Origin of the sequence: Streptomyces sp. SLBN-118, from assembly GCF_006715635.1 — a bacterium.
Taxonomy (GTDB): domain Bacteria; phylum Actinomycetota; class Actinomycetes; order Streptomycetales; family Streptomycetaceae; genus Streptomyces.
The window spans coordinates 3,186,860-3,202,578 of sequence record NZ_VFNP01000001.1; the positions used below are offsets into that span (position 1 = coordinate 3,186,860).

The window sequence follows — 15,719 nt, forward strand, 5'->3', positions numbered from 1 at the left end:
CCTCCACGGAATTCTTCCGGGATTTCTCCGGCGGCCACCACCGCGGCCCGGACCGGCCTACGGCTGTGTCTCCACCGACTCGAAGCGCCAGCGGTGGACCGGCCTCGTGATCAGGTGAGCGTCGGGCTCAGGGAGTTCGGGCAGTTCGGCGCCCACGTCGTCCGCGTCCCACCAGGTGATGACGAGGACCCGGTCCTGCGGGGCGCGGAAGGTCTCGCGGCGCTGCGGCTCCCGCGCCAGCTCCTGGGTCCGCGCCCACTCCACCAGCTCGGCGGCCCGGCCCTGGACCGCCCGGGCCTCCCACATCAGCGCGACGGTCACTTGTACAAGTTCTCCTTGCTGACCTCGTGCACATGGTCGTGGCCGCGACCGGGAACATGGGGATCGGTCACCGGCAGCGACGAGTCCGCCGACAGCTCCAGGTCGGATGCCGGCCTGCCCCGCGCCACCATCTCCGCGCCCAGCGCCGCCACCATCGCGCCGTTGTCGGTGCACAGCTTCGGCCGGGGCACCCGCAGCCTGATCCCGGCCCGCTCACAGCGCTCCTCGGCCAGCGCCCGCAGCCGCGAGTTGGCGGCCACTCCCCCGCCGATCATCAGGTGGTCCACACCCTGGTCCTGACAGGCGCGTACGGCCTTGCGGGTCAGCACATCGACGACCGCCTCCTGGAAGGACGCCGCCACATCCCGTACGGGCACCTCCTCGCCCGCGGCCCGCTTGGCCTCGATCCAGCGGGCCACCGAGGTCTTGAGCCCCGAGAAGGAGAAGTCGTACGCCGCGTCGCGCGAGCCGGTCAGTCCGCGCGGGAACGCGATCGCCGCCGGGTCTCCCTCCTTCGCGAGGCGGTCGATCACCGGACCGCCGGGGAATCCCAGGTCGAGCACCCGGGCGATCTTGTCGAAGGCCTCGCCCGCCGCGTCGTCGATCGTCGCGCCGAGCGGCCGTACGTCCGCGGTGATGTCGGGCGCGAGCAGCAGCGACGAGTGGCCGCCGCTGACCAGCAGCGCCATCGTCGGCTCGGGCAGCGGCCCGTGCTCCAGCTGGTCGACGCAGATGTGCGATGCCAGATGGTTCACGCCGTACAGCGGCTTGTTCAGTGCGTAGGCGTACGCCTTCGCCGCCGAGACACCGACCAGCAGCGCGCCCGCGAGTCCCGGCCCTGCCGTCACCGCGATGCCGTCGAGGTCACGCGCCGAGACGCCCGCCTCCTTCAGGGCGCGCTCGATGGTCGGCACCATCGCCTCCAGATGCGCGCGCGAGGCGATCTCGGGCACCACGCCGCCGAAGCGGGCGTGCGTGTCCACGCTGGAGGCGACGGCGTCCGCGAGCAGGGTCGTGCCGCGGACAATGCCGACACCGGTCTCGTCGCAGGAGGTCTCGATGCCCAGTACGAGCGGTTCGTCAGCCATCGTTTAAGTCTCTGTTCCTTGTACGTGGAGCCGCATGACGAGGGCGTCGACATTGCCCGGCTGGTAGTAGCCGCGGCGGAATCCGATGGGCTCGAAGCCGAAGCGTTCGTACAGCTTCTGGGCCCTGGTGTTGTCCACGCGCACTTCGAGGAGCACCTCGTCGCACTCGAAGGCGGTGGCGTGCTGCAGCAGATCGGTCAGGAGCCGGGACCCGAGTCCCGTGCCCCACTGCCCGCGGGCGACAGCGATGGTCTGTACGTCACCGAGGCCACCGGCCGCCGCGAGGCCCGCGTAGCCGACGATCTGCCCGTCGGCCTCGGCCACGACATAGCGTCGGGTGGCCTGCGGCCCGCGCGCATGGGCGAGTTCGGACCAGAACATCCCGGCCGACCAGGCGTCCTCGGGGAAGAGGGCGTGTTCGAGCGCGAGCACCGGTTCCAGGTCCCACCAGCGCATCTCACGCAGCACGACAGCGGCGGTGACGGTCACTTGGGGGTGACCACCTTGTAGTTCTTCGGCACCTGGGCGTCCGGCCTGCGCAGATACATCGGCACCGGCGGCAGGCCTCCTTGATTCTCGAAGAACTCGGCCTCACCCGCTGCCAGTTTCTCGGCCGCCAGCGAGGCGAGCGCCCCGGCCGAGACATGCTCGGGCCCCCGGGCGTCCGGGAACGTCTCGGGGTAGAGCAGCGCACCGGCGCCGACGGCGGGCAGGCCCGCGAGTTGTTCGGCGATGTCGGCGGGCCGGTCGACGGACGGCTCGCCCACGCGGGCGCGCGCGGACTCGTACCGCGCCCAGTACACCTCCTTGCGGCGGGCGTCCGTCGCCACCACGAACGGCTCGTCGAGGCCGCAGGCGTAGGCGAGTCCGTCCAGCGTGCACAGCCCGTACACCGGCACCCCCAGCGCGGAGCCGAAGGTCGCGGCCGTCACCAGGCCGACTCGCAGTCCGGTGTACGGACCCGGACCGACCCCGGCCACCACCGCCGTGACGGCGTCGAGTTTCACCCCCGCCTCGGCGAGGACGCGGTCGACGGCGGGCAGCAGCAGCTCCCCATGGCGGCGCGAGTCGACGGACGAGGACTCGGCGACGACGGAGGTGCCGTCGTGGAGAGCGGCGGTGACGGCGGGGGTGGCGGTATCAACGGCGAGCAAGAGCACGCAAACAGCCTACGGCTCCGGCGGCCTGGCCACGGTGCCCCGTCCGAGCCTGCGGCTGCTGCTAACGTCGCATGCGGATACGTACATCAGAAAGGTGGGCACGGTGGCACGGAGCAGCTCGGGTCTCGTGGCCGGGCTCACGGCGGCTGCGCTGGCCGTCGTCGGATTCCTCGCCTACCAGGCGTCGGCAAGCGCCCCCGACCAGTTCGGCGGGGCCGCGACGCCCAGTGCGGTCCCCTCGGCGCAGGCCTCCGGCGGCGCGGGGCAGAAGCCCAGGAACCCGCTGGCACTGCCCGCGAAATCGGGCAAGGGCATGCGTGTGGTGTACGCGCTCGGCGAGCGGCGCGTGTGGCTGGTGGGGCGGGGCGGCAAGCCGGAGCGGACGTTCGCGGTCATGCCGTCGACGGTCAGCCCGGCGCCCGGGGTGTACACCGTGACCTCGCGCTCCGGGAGCGTGCCCGGCTCGGACGGCGTGCGCATCGAGCATGTGGTGCGCTTCGCGAGCGTCGATCATGTGGCGATCGGCTTCAGTGCCGCGGTGGACGGGTCGATGGCGAGCCCGGACCCGGACAAGAAGACCGGCGGCGTACGGATGAAGCGCGCGGACGGCGACGCGATGTGGACATTCGCGGCGATCGGCTCGAAGGTCGTCGTCGTCCCGTAGCGCGGCGTCCCGTGCGTCGGCGCACTTGACCCGAACGGACTACGCCGCGTCGCGGCGTAGTCCACGCTCCCCGGGGTGCCGCTCGTCGCGGGGCGGGGTGGAGACCGCGCTGGCCGCCGCACACGACGCCAGCAGATCACGCATCGACAGGGCCGACGGTGACATCGGCACCGGCGGCGCCGACTGCTGCTGCCGCGGCTTGGACTCGCGCTCGGATGCCGACATGGATGCCTCCTGGGGCTCCGGGGGCAGGCTTGGTTAGGTAGACCTAACCAGGTCTCAGTACCATGTGACCACGCCCGGTACGGCCCGCGCAACATTTTGCCGACGTCTTGTCGGAACGACCAACGCTTTCTGCGCGCGTCGCGCGCCCGGACGGGCCCGGGCCCGGCTCAGACCCCCAGGGCCGCCAGGTCCACCTGCGCCCAGCGGGCGCCGAAGGCCGTCAGGGTGACCTCGCGGTGGTCGTCCACCGTGTCGCCGACCATCCGGTGGATCAGCACATGCAGCCGGTCCTCCGACAGGTCCTCGACCTTGCCGACGCCCCACTCCACGACCACCACCGACTCCGGCAGCGAGACGTCGAGATCGAGGTCCTCCATCTCGTCGAGCCCGCCGCCCAGGCGGTACGCGTCGACATGGACCAGGGCCGGGCCTCCGGTCAGCGAGGGGTGGACGCGCGCGATGACAAAGGTCGGGGAGGTGACGGCGCCGCGGACCCCGAGGCCCTCGCCCAGGCCCCGGGTCAGCGTCGTCTTGCCCGCGCCGAGCTCGCCGGTGAGCATCACCAGATCGCCGGGGCGCAGCAGCTTCGCGAGGCTGCGCCCCAACTCCTGCATCTGCTCGGGGGACTCGACAAGGAGACGGGCGGCGGCAGACTCAGCCGCCGGGCTGTGCGGTGCTTCCATACGGGCCAACGTTAGCCGGTGCCGGGACCGCGCCGACCCGGGCCAGCAGGTCCGCCAGCCGGTCGGTGACGACCTCCGGGTGCTCCAGCATCACCAGGTGCCCGGCGTCCGGCACGATCACCAGCTCCGAGTCCGGCAGCAGGTCCGCGATCGCCTCGCTGTGCGAGCTCGGCGTCACCAGATCCTTGTCACCGGCCAGAACGAGAACCGGGACTTCCTGGAAGATCTCCAGCGCCCCGGCCTTGTCGTGCTCGACGAAGGCCGGATAGAACTCCGCGACCACATCGATCGGGGTCGACTCGATGAGCCGCTCCGCGAACCGCGCGACGGCCGGGTCCACGTCCTTGGACGAGAACGAATACCGCTTGATCAGGCCGGCGAAGAGATCCGCGGTGGCCCGCCGGCCCCGCTCGACCAGTTCGGCCTGCGAGCCGAGCGCCTTGAGGACGCCGGGCAGCACGCGCCGTACGGCGTTCACCCCCGCGACCGGCAGCCCGTAGTTGACCTCGCCGAGCTGCCCGGCCGAGGTGCCGACGAAGGCGACCCCGACGACCCGCTCCCGTACGAGCTCCGGGAACTGCTCGGCGAGCGCCATCACCGTCATCCCGCCCATGGAATGCCCGATCAGGACCAGCGGGCCGTCGGGGGCGGCCGTGTCGATGACCGCCTTGAGGTCGCGGCCCAGCTGGTCGATGGTGACCGGAACGCTGTCCGGTCCCGACTGGGATGCGCCCCGGTCCGAGCGGCCGTGGCTGCGCTGGTCCCAGTGCACCGTGCGCACGAGGCCGCGCAGTGCGGCGCGCTGGAAGTGCCAGGAGTCCTGGCTCAGGCAGTAGCCGTGGCTGAAGACGACGGTGACGGGCGCGGGCACCTTGCGGCCGAAGAGCCGGCGGCGGCGGGGGGCGCCCGCCTCCGGATCCAGCTCGTCCGCCTCGTAGTAGAGCTGGGTGCCGTCGCCGGCAGCCGCCGTGCCCGGCAGGCCGCGCAGGGAGCCGTACGGCCCCGAGGCGTCCAGCGCGAGCCGGGCCTTCTTGCGCATGCCGCGGCCGACCGTGAGGCGCTCGACCGCGACGCCCGCGGCCGCGCCGGCCGCGATCACACCTATCGCGGCGCCGGCGATGCCCGCCTTGCGCCAGTTGCCCGTCGTGGCGACCGTCGCCGCGGCCGCCACGACGTCCCCCGTGCTGGTCTCGCTCACCGTGCCGCTCCTACTCGTCGGAGTCCTCGTTCAGGTAGACGCGCGGAACCCTCGTTCCGATGCGGGTGACGATCTCGTACGCGATGGTGCCGGCCGCCTCGGCCCAGTCCTCGGCGGTCGGCTCGCCCCGGTCGCCCGGGCCGAACAGCACCGCTTCGGCGCCCTCGGCGACCGCCCCGCCGTCCGGTCCGAGGTCGACCACGAACTGGTCCATGGCTACCCGGCCCGCGACCCGGCGCCACCTGCCGCCCACCAGAACCGGTCCCCGGCCCGAGGCATGGCGCGGTATGCCGTCCGCGTAGCCGAGGGGGACGAGGCCGAGCGTCGTCTCGTCCGCCGTGACGTAGTGATGCCCGTAGCTGACGCCGTGACCGGCCGGGACCTGCTTGACCAGGGCCATGGACGCGGCGAGCGTCATCACGGGCCGCAGCCCGAAGTCCGCCGGCGTGCCCAGCTCTGGGCTGGGCGAGATGCCGTATGTGGCGATGCCGGTCCGGACGAGGTCGAAGTGCGTCTCGGGAAGGGTCAGCGTGGCCGGGGAGTTGGCGAGGTGCCGGACTTCGGGGGTGATGCCCGCCTTCTCGGCGTACGCCACCAGGTCACGGAACATGCCCAGCTGGGCGTTGATCGAGGGGTGTCCGGGCTCGTCGGCACAGGCGAGGTGCGACCACAGGCCGGTGACCTCGACCGTGCCCTCGGCCTCGGCGGCGAGCGCGGCGGCGACCAGTTCGGGCCAGTCGGCCGGCTGGCAGCCGTTGCGCCCGAGGCCGGTGTCGGCCTTGAGCTGGATCATGGCCGGGCGTCCCACCTCACGGGCGGCGGCGGTGACCTCCCGAAGGGCCCACAGACCGCTCACCGACATGTCGAGGTCGGCTTCGATGCCCTCACGCCAGGGCCCGCCCGGTGTCCACAGCCAGCACATCACGCGCCCCTGGATACCCGCTGCGCGCAGGGCGAGAGCCTCGTGGGGTGTGGCGGTGCCGAGCCAGGTGGCGCCCGCCTTGAGCGCGGCCTTCGCGCAGGGCACCATTCCGTGTCCGTACGCGTCCGACTTCACGACGGTCATCAGGGCAGCACGGGGTGCGCGGGCACGAAGCGCGCGGACGTTGGCGCGCAGGGCCGCGAGGTCGATCTCGGCACGGGCTCTCAGTGACGGTGTCTGGCTCATCGCGCCCCAGTGTCTCAGAGCCGTACGACAGCGCTCGTGCAACTGTTGTGCGGTTCCTCACGGGATCTCCGCCTGAGGCGGAGAAGGAGCCGGGTGGGGGGTTCCTCAATCCTGGACGTCGCGCCACGCGTACGGCAGCGCGTCCGCCACCTCGTACGACGTGATCGGCGTGCCCCGCGACGCCGCGTGTCGCGCCGCCAGGCCGTGCAGATACGCCGCCACCGACCCCGCGTCCCGCGCGTCCAGGCCCGTGGCCAGCAGCGAGCCCGCCAGGCCGGACAGGACGTCGCCGCTTCCTGCCGTGGCCAGCCACGGCGTGCCCATGGGGTTCACGCGGACCGGCGACCGGCCGCCGTCCGGCGCGGCGACCAGCGTGGTCGAGCCCTTGAGCAGCACCGTCGCCCCGTAGCGATCGGCCAGGTCCCGTACGGAGGCGAGCCGGGCGGACTCGACGTCCTCGCGGGGTACGCCCAGCAGCGCGGCCGCCTCCCCCGCGTGCGGGGTCAGCAGCGTGGGCGCGCTCCTTCCCCGCACCACCGCCGCGTCCACCAGCCGCAGCCCGTCCGCGTCGACCAGCACCGGAACGTCGGAGTCGAGCACGTCCCGTACCGCATCCACCGCATCGACCCCGTCGCCGAGACCCGGGCCGACCACCCACGCCTGCACGCGGCCCGCCTTCGACGGCGGCCCGCCGTGCACCAGGGCCTCGGGGAAACGGGCGATCACGGCGTCGGCCGCGGGCCCGACATACCGCACGGCGCCCGCCCCGCCGCGCAGTGCGCCCGCGACGGCGAGCACGGCGGCGCCCGGGTAGCGCGCGGACCCGGCGACCACGCCGACGACGCCCCGCCGGTACTTGTCGCTCTCGGCGGCCGGGGCCGGCAACAACTGCGCCACATCGATGTGTTGGAGCGCCTCGACATCGGGCACGGACGGCAGGTGGTCCTCGAGACCGATGCCGACCAGCCGCACCGTCCCCGCGTACTCCCGTGCCGGATCGATCAGCAGCGCCGGCTTGTACGTGCCGAACGTCACCGTCGCATCGGCGTGCAGGGCCTCGCCGTGCACCTCGCCGCTGTCCGCCTCGACCCCGCTCGGGAGATCGACCGCGACGAGGACCGCGTCGGACCCGCGCGCGGCCCGGACCACGGGCACCGCGTCCGGGCGCAGTCCGCCGTGGCCGCCGATCCCGGTCACTCCGTCCAGCACCAAGTCGGCGGCGGCCAGCACCTCGAAGGGGTCGTCAGCGACCCGTCCGCCCGCGCCGAGCAGCGCCGCCAGGCCGCCCTCGTGGGCGCGCGAGCCGAGCAGCACGGCCGTGACGCCCGCCCCGCGCCGGGCAAGGCGCGCCCCCGCGTACAGCGCGTCGCCCCCGTTGTCCCCGCTGCCGACGAGCAGCACGACTCTGGCTCCGTACACCCGGCCCAGCAGATCCGCGCAGGCGGCGGCCAGTCCGGCGGCCGCGCGTTGCATGAGCGCGCCCCGAGGCAGGCGGGCCATCAGCTCTGCCTCGGCAGCCCGGACGGTCTCCACGCTGTAAGCGGTACGCATACGCTCAACCCTCCGCGATCACCACGGCCGACGCCACCCCCGCATCATGACTGAGCGACACATGCCAGGACTGCACACCGAGCTCGGCCGCCCGCGCCGCGACCGTCCCGCGCACCCGCAGCCGCGGCTGCCCGCTGTCCTCGACGTACACCTCGGCGTCCGTCCAGTGCAGTCCCCCGGGCGCGCCGAGCGCCTTGGCGACGGCCTCCTTGGCGGCGAACCGGGCCGCGAGGGAGGCGTAACCGCGCTGCTCGCCACTCGGCAGCAGCAACTCCCGTTCCAGGAAGACCCGTTCGGCCATCCCGGGCGTACGCCTCAGCGATGCGGCGAACCTGTCGATCTCGGCGACGTCGATCCCCACCCCGATGATCATTCGACGGTGACAGACTTCGCGAGGTTGCGGGGCTGGTCGACGTCGTTGCCGCGCGCCGTCGCCAGCTCGCAGGCGAAGACCTGCAGGGGCACGGTCGCCACCAGCGGTTGCAGCAGCGTCGGCGTCGCCGGGATCCGGATGAGATGGTCCGCGTACGGCACGACCGTCTCGTCCCCCTCCTCGGCGATCACGATCGTGCGGGCCCCGCGCGCCCGGATCTCCTGGATATTCGAGACGATCTTGTCGTGCAGAACGGAGCGCCCGCGAGGTGAGGGCACCACGACCACCACCGGCAGATCCTCCTCGATCAGAGCGATCGGCCCGTGTTTGAGCTCACCGGCCGCAAAGCCCTCCGCGTGCATGTACGCGAGCTCCTTGAGCTTGAGTGCGCCCTCCAGCGCCACCGGGTAGCCCACATGACGCCCCAGGAACAGCACCGTGTCCTTGTCGGCGAGGGAGCGTGCCAGCTCCCGTACCGGCTCCATCGTGTCCAGGACCCTGTCGACCTCGCCGGAGACCTGCGCCAGGTCCCGGATGACGGCCTGGATCTCGTCGCCCCACTTGGTGCCGCGCAGCTGGCCCAGGTACAGCGCCACCAGATAACAGGCCACCAACTGCGTCAGAAACGCCTTCGTGGAGGCGACCGCGACCTCGGGACCGGCGTGCGTGTAGAGCACCGCGTCGGACTCCCGCGGGATGGTCGAGCCGTTCGTATTGCAGATGGCCAGCACCGTCGCGCCCTGCTCGCGCGCGTGCCGCACGGCCATCAGGGTGTCCATCGTCTCGCCGGACTGTGAGATCGCGATCACCAGCGTGCGCTGGTCCAGGATCGGGTCCCGGTAGCGGAATTCGCTCGCCAGCTCCACCTCACAGGGGACACGGGTCCAGTGCTCGATGGCGTACTTGGCGATCATCCCGGCGTGAAAGGCCGTACCGCAGGCCACGATGACGACCTTGTTCGCCTCGCGCAGCACCGAAACCGGGATCCGCACCTCGTCGAGGCTGAGGGAGCCCTCCATGTCGATCCGGCCGAGCAGGGTGTCGGCGACCGCCTTCGGCTGCTCGGCGATCTCCTTCAGCATGAAGTAGTCGTAACCGCCCTTCTCGGCGGCCGACGCGTCCCAGTCCACGTGGTACGTGCGCACCTGTGCGGGCGCCCCGTCGAAGTCGGTGACGCTCACACCCTCCCGGCGCAGCTCCACCACCTGGTCCTGCCCCAGCTCGATGGCCGAGCGTGTGTGCGCGATGAAGGCGGCCACGTCGGAGGCGAGGAAGGACTCGCCCTCACCGACGCCGACGACCAGCGGGGAGTTCCGCCGAGCGCCCACCACGACGTCCGGCTCGTCCGCGTGCACGGCGACCAGCGTGAAGGCTCCCTGAAGCTGCCGGCACACCTGGCGCATCGACTCGGCCAGGTCGCCGCACGACGAGAAGGACTCGGCAAGCAGATGCGCCACGACCTCGGTGTCGGTCTCCGACGCCAACTCGTGCCCGCGGTCGGTCAACTCGGCCCGCAGGGCGGCGAAGTTCTCGATGATCCCGTTGTGTACGACGGCGACGCGTCCCGCGTTGTCCAGATGAGGGTGGGCGTTGGTGTCGGTGGGCCCGCCATGGGTGGCCCACCGGGTGTGCCCGATGCCGGTGGAGCCGCTCGGCAGCGGTCTGCCCACCAGCTCCTTCTCCAGATTGACGAGCTTGCCCGCCTTCTTCGCCGCGGCAAGCCCACCGTCGGCGAGTACCGCCACACCGGCCGAGTCGTAGCCCCGGTACTCGAGCCGCTTGAGGCCCGCGATGACCACATCAAGCGCCGACTGTCCGCCGACGTAACCCACGATTCCGCACATGTCGGCAGCCTACGGCCCGCGCCCGTCACGTCCCAGACAGCAGGCGTGCACCGGCCGGGTCACGCTTTCGCCCGGTACGCCCGCATCGCCAACGGGTAGAACACAGCGGCTATCCCGGCAGCCCACGCCAGCGACCACAGCACCGGCCCCGCGACCGGACCGCCGAGCAGCAGACCGCGGTACGCGTCCGACAGATGAGTGACCGGGTTGACGTCGCTCCACGCCTGGAGCCAGCCCGGCATCGTGTCGACCATCACGAACGCGCTGCTGGTGAAGGTGATCGGGAAGATGATCGTGAAGGCGAACGCCGCCATTGGGCCCGAGCAGACCCAGCACCGTGCCCGTACGGGCCGCCAGATCCACTCCCGCCAGGGCCTCGGTCTCCTTGAACCGCTTGGCCAGGCCTTCCGCCTGAATCGCATACGTCATGGGTCCACCCCTCGGGGTTCGCGGACGTCGGCAGGCGTCCATCTTTTCCATAACTGTGACGTATGCCACTGACATTCCGCCGGGCCCCCGGCCCCCTCGCGTGATGGATCCCACCCGCCGCACAGGCCCGCCACACCCGACAATGGCCATGTGATCTCTTCGCCGCCACGAAGTGCCACCCGCCGGGCAGAGCCTGCGTCGACGCCGTATGTCGACCTCACCCGTGCGGAGTGGAGCGCCCTGCGCGACAAAACCCCGCTCCCCCTCACTGCCGACGAGGTCGAGCGGCTGCGCGGTCTGGGCGATGTCATCGACCTGGACGAGGTACGGGACGTCTACCTCCCGCTGTCGCAGCTGCTGAACCTGTACGTGCAGGCCACGGCCGGTCTGCGGGGCGCGCTCAACACCTTCCTGGGGGACGCCGGCAACGGGCACGGCGAGCAGCGCGGCACCCCCTTCGTCATAGGCGTCGCCGGATCCGTCGCGGTCGGCAAGTCCACCGTCGCGCGTGTCCTCCAGGCGATGCTGGCCCGCTGGCCGGAGCACCCGCGGGTCGAGCTGGTCACCACCGACGGCTTCCTGCTGCCGATGAAGGATCTGGAGTCCCGCGGCCTGATGTCGCGTAAGGGCTTCCCCGAGTCGTACGACCGCCGTGCGCTGACCCGTTTCGTCGCCGACATCAAGGCGGGCAAGGACGAGGTCACCGCCCCCGTCTACTCCCACCTGATCTACGACATCGTTCCGGACGAGCGCCTCACGGTCCGCCGCCCCGACATCCTGATCGTCGAGGGTCTCAACGTGCTCCAGCCGGCCCTTCCCGGCAAGGACGGCCGCACCCGCGTCGGCCTCGCCGACTACTTCGACTTCAGTGTGTACGTGGACGCGCGGACCGAGGACATCGAGACCTGGTACCTCAACCGCTTCCGCAAGCTGCGCGAGACGGCCTTCCAGAACCCCTTCTCGTACTTCAGGAAGTACACCCAGGTCTCCGAGGAGGAGGCTCTGGACTACGCCCGGACGATGTGGCGCACCATCAACAAGCCCAATCTGCTGGAGAATGTGGCGCCGACGCGCGGCCGTGCCACGCTCGTGCTCCGCAAGGGACCCGACCACAAGGTCCAGCGCCTGTCCCTCCGTAAGCTCTGAGCATGCTGCATCTGCGCCTGATCGTTCCTGCCGACCGTACCGACGAGGTCGTACGGACCGTGGAGGGGACGGTTGGCACCACCCACCTGGCCGTTGTCCCCGGCGTCGCCCGCAATCCCCAGGGCGACCTGGTCCTGTGCGACGTGGCGCGCGAGGCGGGCGACGAACTCATCGGCAGCCTGCGCGCCCTGGGCATCGACAAGACCGGCTCGATCGCCGTCGAGAACATCGAGCTGTCGCTCTCCAGCCGCGCCGAGGGGGCGGAGGCCGAGGCGCCGGGCGAGGGCGCGGACGCGGTGCTCTGGGAGCACCTGACGGACGCCACCCATGAGGAGTCGACGCTCTCGGTCACCTACATCGCCTTCCTGACTCTGGCGACGATGATCGCGGCGTGCGGTGTGGTGCTCGACAACGCGATCCTGATCGTGGGCGCGATGGCGGTGGGGCCCGAGTTCGGACCGCTGGCGGGCATCTGCACGGCCCTGGTCCAGCGCGCCCCGCGCCTGGCGTGGCGCTCGTTCCAGGCACTGATCGTGGGCTTTGCCGTGGCTCTGCTGGTGACGGTGGCGTTCAGCTACTTCATGGACGCGGTGAGCCTCTTCGAGGTGGTGAAGCTGGACGCCGAACGCCCCAACACCAATTTCATCTACCGCCCGGACGCGTTCTCGTTCGTGGTCGCGGTGCTCGCGGGCGCGGCGGGCATGCTCTCGCTGACCTCGGCGAAGTCGGGGGCGCTGGTGGGCGTCGCGATCTCGGTCACGACGGTCCCGGCCGCGGCGAACGCGGCGGTGGCCTTCAGCTATCAGGAGTACAAGCAGGCGTGGGGCTCGACGGAGCAGCTGCTGCTGAATCTGCTGGGCGTCGTGCTGGCGGGCACGCTGACGCTGCTGACCCAGAAGTTCGTGTGGGACAGGCAGCGGGAGCGTATGGCGGCGAGGTCCGGAGGGGCCTGACGTCAGACCCCTCCGGACATCGGCGTGGGATCCGGGACGGTCAGCCGAGCGCGGACTTGACCGCGTCCGCGAGACGCCCCGCCACCGTGCGGGCCTGCTCGATGTCGGCGGCCTCGACCATGACCCGTACAAGCGGCTCGGTGCCCGAGGGACGCAGCAGTACGCGGCCGGTGGCGCCCAGCTCGCGCTCCGCCTCCGCGACGGCGCCGGCCAGCTCGGCGGAGGTCTTCACCCGTGACTTGTCCACGTCCGGGACATTGATGAGCACCTGCGGCAGCCGGTCCATCACGGCGGCCAGCTCGGCCAGCGAACGGCCGGTCGCGGCGACCCGGGCCGCCAGCATCAGGCCGGTGAGCGTGCCGTCGCCGGTCGTCGCGTGGTCGAGGACGATGACGTGCCCGGACTGCTCGCCGCCCAGGGCGTAGCCCTCGGCCTTCATCGACTCCAGTACGTACCGGTCGCCGACCGCGGTCTGCACCAGCTGTACGCCCTCGCGCTCCATGGCCAGCTTGAAGCCGAGGTTGGACATGACGGTGGCGACGACGGTGTCCTTGCGCAGCGTCCCGGCTTCGCGCATCGCCAGGGCGAGCACGGCCAGAATCTGGTCCCCGTCGACTTCCTCACCCGAGCCGTCGACGGCCAGGCAGCGGTCCGCGTCGCCGTCGTGCGCGATGCCGAAGTCGGCGCCGTGCTCGACGACGGCGGCCTTCAGCAGGCCGAGGTGCGTCGACCCGCAGCCGTCGTTGATGTTGAGCCCGTCGGGGTCGGCGCCGATGGTGACGACCTCCGCACCGGCCCGCGCGAACGCCTCGGGCGAAACGCGGGCGGCGGCGCCGTGCGCCTCGTCGAGGACGACCTTGAGGCCGTCGAGGCGGTTCGGCAGCACCGCGATCAGGTGGGCGACGTACCTGTCGAAGCCCTCGTCGTAGTCGGTGACCCGGCCGACGCCCGCGCCGGTGGGCCGCTCCCAGGGCTCGCCGGTGCGGTGCTGCTCATAGACCGCCTCGATCCGGCCCTCGAGCTCGTCGGCGAGCTTGTGCCCACCGCGCGCGAAGAACTTGATGCCGTTGTCCGGCATGGCGTTGTGGCTCGCGGAGAGCATCACACCGAGGTCGGCGCCGAGGGCGCCGGTGAGATACGCCACGGCGGGGGTTGGCAGCACACCGACGCGCAGGACGTCGACGCCCGCGCTCGCGAGACCCGCCACGACGGCGGCCTCCAGGAACTCTCCCGACGCCCGCGGATCACGGCCGACCACGGCGGTCGGCCGATGCCCTTCAAAGGTCCCCGCTTCGGCGAGCACGTGCGCCGCAGCGACTGAGAGGCCGAGCGCGAGCTCCGCCGTCAGATCCGCATTTGCGACACCGCGCACGCCGTCCGTGCCGAAGAGTCGTCCCACAGCTGTCCTCCGAAATACTCCGAGAATGCAAGCCTCTGAGCGCCTGGCCCGTTCTACGCCAGAGGTAGTTGATAAACGAACGCCCCGGCAGCACGGAGTGCCGCCGGGGCGAACGAGAGCCGTACAGGCCAGCGAGCGATTTAGCGCTTGCTGTACTGCGGGGCCTTGCGGGCCTTCTTGAGACCGGCCTTCTTGCGCTCGACCGCACGGTCGTCGCGGGAGAGGAAGCCGGCCTTCTTGAGCGCCGGGCGGTTGTTGTCCACGTCCGCCTCGTTCAGCGCGCGGGCCACACCGAGGCGCAGGGCGCCGGCCTGGCCGGAAACGCCGCCACCCGAGATACGGGCGATGACGTCGTAGCGGTTGTCGAGCTCGAGCACCTTGAAGGGCTCGTTGACTTCCTGCTGGTGCACCTTGTTGGGGAAGTACTCCTCAAGGGTGCGACCGTTGATCTTCCACTTGCCGGTGCCCGGAACGATCCGGACGCGGGCGATGGCGTTCTTGCGACGGCCCAGGCCGGCAGCCGGCTGCGGGTCGCCGAAGCGGGACGCCATGGACTCGGAGGTGTACTCGCCCTCGACGGGGGCTTCCGACTCGAAGGTCGTCACCTCGGCGAAGGTCTCTTCGCCCTCGAGCGGGGTCTCTGCAGTGGTCTCGGCCACGATTCTCCTCAGATTTCTTTTCGTCTTAGGGGGTGGCCGGAACTACTGCGCGACCTGGGTGATCTCGAACGGGACCGGCTGCTGAGCAGCGTGCGGGTGGTTCTCGCCCGCGTAGACCTTCAGCTTCGAGAGCATCTGACGGCCCAGGGTGTTCTTGGGGAGCATGCCCTTGACGGCCTTCTCGATGGCCTTCTCGGGGCTCTTGGCGAGCAGCTCGTCGTAGCGGACGGAACGCAGACCACCCGGGTAGCCGGAGTGGCGGTACGCCATCTTCTGGGTCCGCTTGTTGCCGGAGAGGTGCACCTTCTCGGCGTTGATGATGATGACGAAGTCACCAGCGTCAACGTGCGGCGCGTAGATCGGCTTGTGCTTGCCCCGCAGAAGGGTGGCGGCGGTGGTCGCCAGACGGCCCAGGACGATGTCCTGCGCGTCGATGATGTGCCACTGGCGCGTCACATCGCCGGGCTTGGGGCTGTACGTACGCACGGTCGTATGCCTTCGCTTCTTCAGTGATGGGGTCTCCCCAAGCCCGCTAGGGCCGAGGGGACGGGTCCTGACAAGGCCACCCGGACGATCACGACAGCCTTGGCGGCGCTACGGGGACGCAACCCGAGTGCCTGCCGCTGGTCATCGGCCCGGTGGACCGGCGTAAGGGCCCCTCACGTGAGATAGAGCAAGCCAATACGCATAACGAACCAGAAGAATACCCGCCGTCCCCCACCTGGGTCAAAATGCGCGCGCCGGGCCCATGGCCGGTTCCCGCCCCGCCCGCGGCCGGGTCGGCCCGGACTCCGTCCCGCCGTGGGGCCGGGTGCGGCGAAATGTCCACCGCAGGCGCCCCCGGCCTCACCGCGCCGC

The 15,719-nt window shown here is 71.2% G+C and carries 17 protein-coding genes and 2 pseudogenes; 3 read left to right on the forward strand and 16 right to left on the reverse strand.

Annotated features, from left to right (window positions below):
- Positions 1-57: 57 nt before the first annotated feature.
- Genes FBY35_RS14305 through tsaB form a run of 4 tightly spaced genes read right to left on the reverse strand, consistent with a single transcriptional unit; the run spans position 58 to position 2,569 of the window.
- Entirely contained in the window at positions 58-321 is a 264-nt protein-coding gene (locus FBY35_RS14305) for a hypothetical protein (protein WP_142214175.1), read from the reverse strand.
- Positions 318-1,409, reverse strand: coding sequence for a tRNA (adenosine(37)-N6)-threonylcarbamoyltransferase complex transferase subunit TsaD (gene tsaD, locus FBY35_RS14310; protein ID WP_142214176.1), 1,092 nt, complete (start codon positions 1,407-1,409; stop codon positions 318-320). The genes FBY35_RS14305 and tsaD overlap by 4 nt, the downstream gene beginning before the upstream one ends.
- A 3-nt stretch (positions 1,410-1,412) precedes the next feature.
- Entirely contained in the window at positions 1,413-1,865 is a 453-nt protein-coding gene (gene rimI, locus FBY35_RS14315; protein WP_142215071.1) for a ribosomal protein S18-alanine N-acetyltransferase, read from the reverse strand.
- Between the two features lie 29 nt (positions 1,866-1,894).
- Positions 1,895-2,569, reverse strand: a complete 675-nt coding sequence (gene tsaB / locus FBY35_RS14320; protein WP_142214177.1) for a tRNA (adenosine(37)-N6)-threonylcarbamoyltransferase complex dimerization subunit type 1 TsaB — start codon at positions 2,567-2,569, stop codon at positions 1,895-1,897.
- A 127-nt stretch (positions 2,570-2,696) separates the two neighbouring features.
- Between tsaB and FBY35_RS14325 the strand changes: the two genes are divergently transcribed.
- Entirely contained in the window at positions 2,697-3,233 is a 537-nt protein-coding gene (locus FBY35_RS14325; protein WP_142215072.1) for a L,D-transpeptidase, read from the forward strand.
- A 39-nt stretch (positions 3,234-3,272) separates the two neighbouring features.
- Here FBY35_RS14325 and FBY35_RS14330 read toward each other — a convergent pair whose 3' ends face one another.
- The 9 genes and pseudogenes from FBY35_RS14330 to FBY35_RS37105 form a co-directional block, all read right to left on the reverse strand.
- Positions 3,273-3,458 carry a hypothetical protein gene (locus tag FBY35_RS14330; protein ID WP_142214178.1) on the reverse strand — a complete coding sequence of 62 codons (186 nt, stop codon included), beginning with the start codon at positions 3,456-3,458 and terminating at the stop codon, positions 3,273-3,275.
- 167 nt (positions 3,459-3,625) lie between these two features.
- A complete protein-coding gene (gene tsaE / locus FBY35_RS14335; RefSeq protein ID WP_142214179.1) occupies positions 3,626-4,141 on the reverse strand; it encodes a tRNA (adenosine(37)-N6)-threonylcarbamoyltransferase complex ATPase subunit type 1 TsaE in 516 nt (171 codons plus the stop codon).
- The gene (locus FBY35_RS14340; protein ID WP_142214180.1) at positions 4,113-5,339 is read right to left on the reverse strand and encodes an alpha/beta fold hydrolase; all 1,227 of its coding nucleotides are present in this window, start codon (positions 5,337-5,339) and stop codon (positions 4,113-4,115) included. The genes tsaE and FBY35_RS14340 overlap by 29 nt, the downstream gene beginning before the upstream one ends.
- A 10-nt stretch (positions 5,340-5,349) precedes the next feature.
- Positions 5,350-6,507: an alanine racemase gene (alr, locus tag FBY35_RS14345; RefSeq protein ID WP_142214181.1), complete on the reverse strand. Its 1,158-nt coding sequence runs from the start codon at positions 6,505-6,507 to the stop codon at positions 5,350-5,352.
- A 105-nt stretch (positions 6,508-6,612) separates the two neighbouring features.
- Entirely contained in the window at positions 6,613-8,058 is a 1,446-nt protein-coding gene (locus FBY35_RS14350) for an NAD(P)H-hydrate dehydratase (protein WP_142214182.1), read from the reverse strand.
- Positions 8,059-8,062: 4 nt separating this feature from the next.
- Positions 8,063-8,431, reverse strand: a complete 369-nt coding sequence (locus FBY35_RS14355; RefSeq protein WP_142214183.1) for a holo-ACP synthase — start codon at positions 8,429-8,431, stop codon at positions 8,063-8,065.
- Positions 8,428-10,275 (reverse strand): glutamine--fructose-6-phosphate transaminase (isomerizing), encoded by a 1,848-nt coding sequence (gene glmS / locus FBY35_RS14360; protein ID WP_142214184.1) that lies wholly within the window; start codon positions 10,273-10,275, stop codon positions 8,428-8,430. The genes FBY35_RS14355 and glmS overlap by 4 nt, the downstream gene beginning before the upstream one ends.
- Positions 10,276-10,334: 59 nt before the next feature.
- Positions 10,335-10,583, reverse strand: a pseudogene (locus FBY35_RS14365) (ABC transporter permease); the annotation flags it as partial.
- A 1-nt stretch (position 10,584) separates the two neighbouring features.
- Positions 10,585-10,704: pseudogene (locus FBY35_RS37105) on the reverse strand (daunorubicin/doxorubicin resistance ABC transporter ATP-binding protein DrrA); the annotation flags it as partial.
- 150 nt (positions 10,705-10,854) lie between these two features.
- Between FBY35_RS37105 and coaA the strand changes: the two are divergent.
- Positions 10,855-11,850: a type I pantothenate kinase gene (gene coaA, locus FBY35_RS14375; RefSeq protein ID WP_142214185.1), complete on the forward strand. Its 996-nt coding sequence runs from the start codon at positions 10,855-10,857 to the stop codon at positions 11,848-11,850.
- A 2-nt stretch (positions 11,851-11,852) separates the two neighbouring features.
- Positions 11,853-12,803, forward strand: a complete 951-nt coding sequence (locus FBY35_RS14380; protein ID WP_142214186.1) for a DUF389 domain-containing protein — start codon at positions 11,853-11,855, stop codon at positions 12,801-12,803.
- Between the two features lie 40 nt (positions 12,804-12,843).
- Here FBY35_RS14380 and glmM read toward each other — a convergent pair whose 3' ends face one another.
- The 3 genes from glmM to rplM all read right to left on the reverse strand — a co-directional run bounded on the left by glmM (position 12,844) and on the right by rplM (position 15,347).
- On the reverse strand, positions 12,844-14,202 hold the full coding sequence (glmM, locus tag FBY35_RS14385; protein ID WP_142214187.1) for a phosphoglucosamine mutase: 1,359 nt from the start codon (positions 14,200-14,202) through the stop codon (positions 12,844-12,846).
- 140 nt (positions 14,203-14,342) lie between these two features.
- A complete protein-coding gene (rpsI, locus tag FBY35_RS14390) occupies positions 14,343-14,861 on the reverse strand; it encodes a 30S ribosomal protein S9 (RefSeq protein WP_142214188.1) in 519 nt (172 codons plus the stop codon).
- 42 nt (positions 14,862-14,903) lie between these two features.
- Positions 14,904-15,347 (reverse strand): 50S ribosomal protein L13, encoded by a 444-nt coding sequence (gene rplM, locus FBY35_RS14395; protein WP_142214189.1) that lies wholly within the window; start codon positions 15,345-15,347, stop codon positions 14,904-14,906.
- Positions 15,348-15,719: the final 372 nt, after the last annotated feature.

Excerpts from the sequence above, each read along its gene's own strand:
- FBY35_RS14380 (WP_142214186.1), top strand. The coding sequence starts at position 11,853 with ATGCTGCATCTGCGCCTGATCGTTCCTGCCGACCGTACCGACGAGGTC.
- rimI (WP_142215071.1), bottom strand. The coding sequence starts at position 1,865 with ATGCGCTGGTGGGACCTGGAACCGGTGCTCGCGCTCGAACACGCCCTC.
- FBY35_RS14350 (WP_142214182.1), bottom strand. The coding sequence starts at position 8,058 with ATGCGTACCGCTTACAGCGTGGAGACCGTCCGGGCTGCCGAGGCAGAG.
- tsaD (WP_142214176.1), bottom strand. The coding sequence starts at position 1,409 with ATGGCTGACGAACCGCTCGTACTGGGCATCGAGACCTCCTGCGACGAG.
- tsaE (WP_142214179.1), bottom strand. The coding sequence starts at position 4,141 with ATGGAAGCACCGCACAGCCCGGCGGCTGAGTCTGCCGCCGCCCGTCTC.
- glmS (WP_142214184.1), bottom strand. The coding sequence starts at position 10,275 with ATGTGCGGAATCGTGGGTTACGTCGGCGGACAGTCGGCGCTTGATGTG.
- FBY35_RS14355 (WP_142214183.1), bottom strand. The coding sequence starts at position 8,431 with ATGATCATCGGGGTGGGGATCGACGTCGCCGAGATCGACAGGTTCGCC.
- FBY35_RS14330 (WP_142214178.1), bottom strand. The coding sequence starts at position 3,458 with ATGTCGGCATCCGAGCGCGAGTCCAAGCCGCGGCAGCAGCAGTCGGCG.
- alr (WP_142214181.1), bottom strand. The coding sequence starts at position 6,507 with ATGAGCCAGACACCGTCACTGAGAGCCCGTGCCGAGATCGACCTCGCG.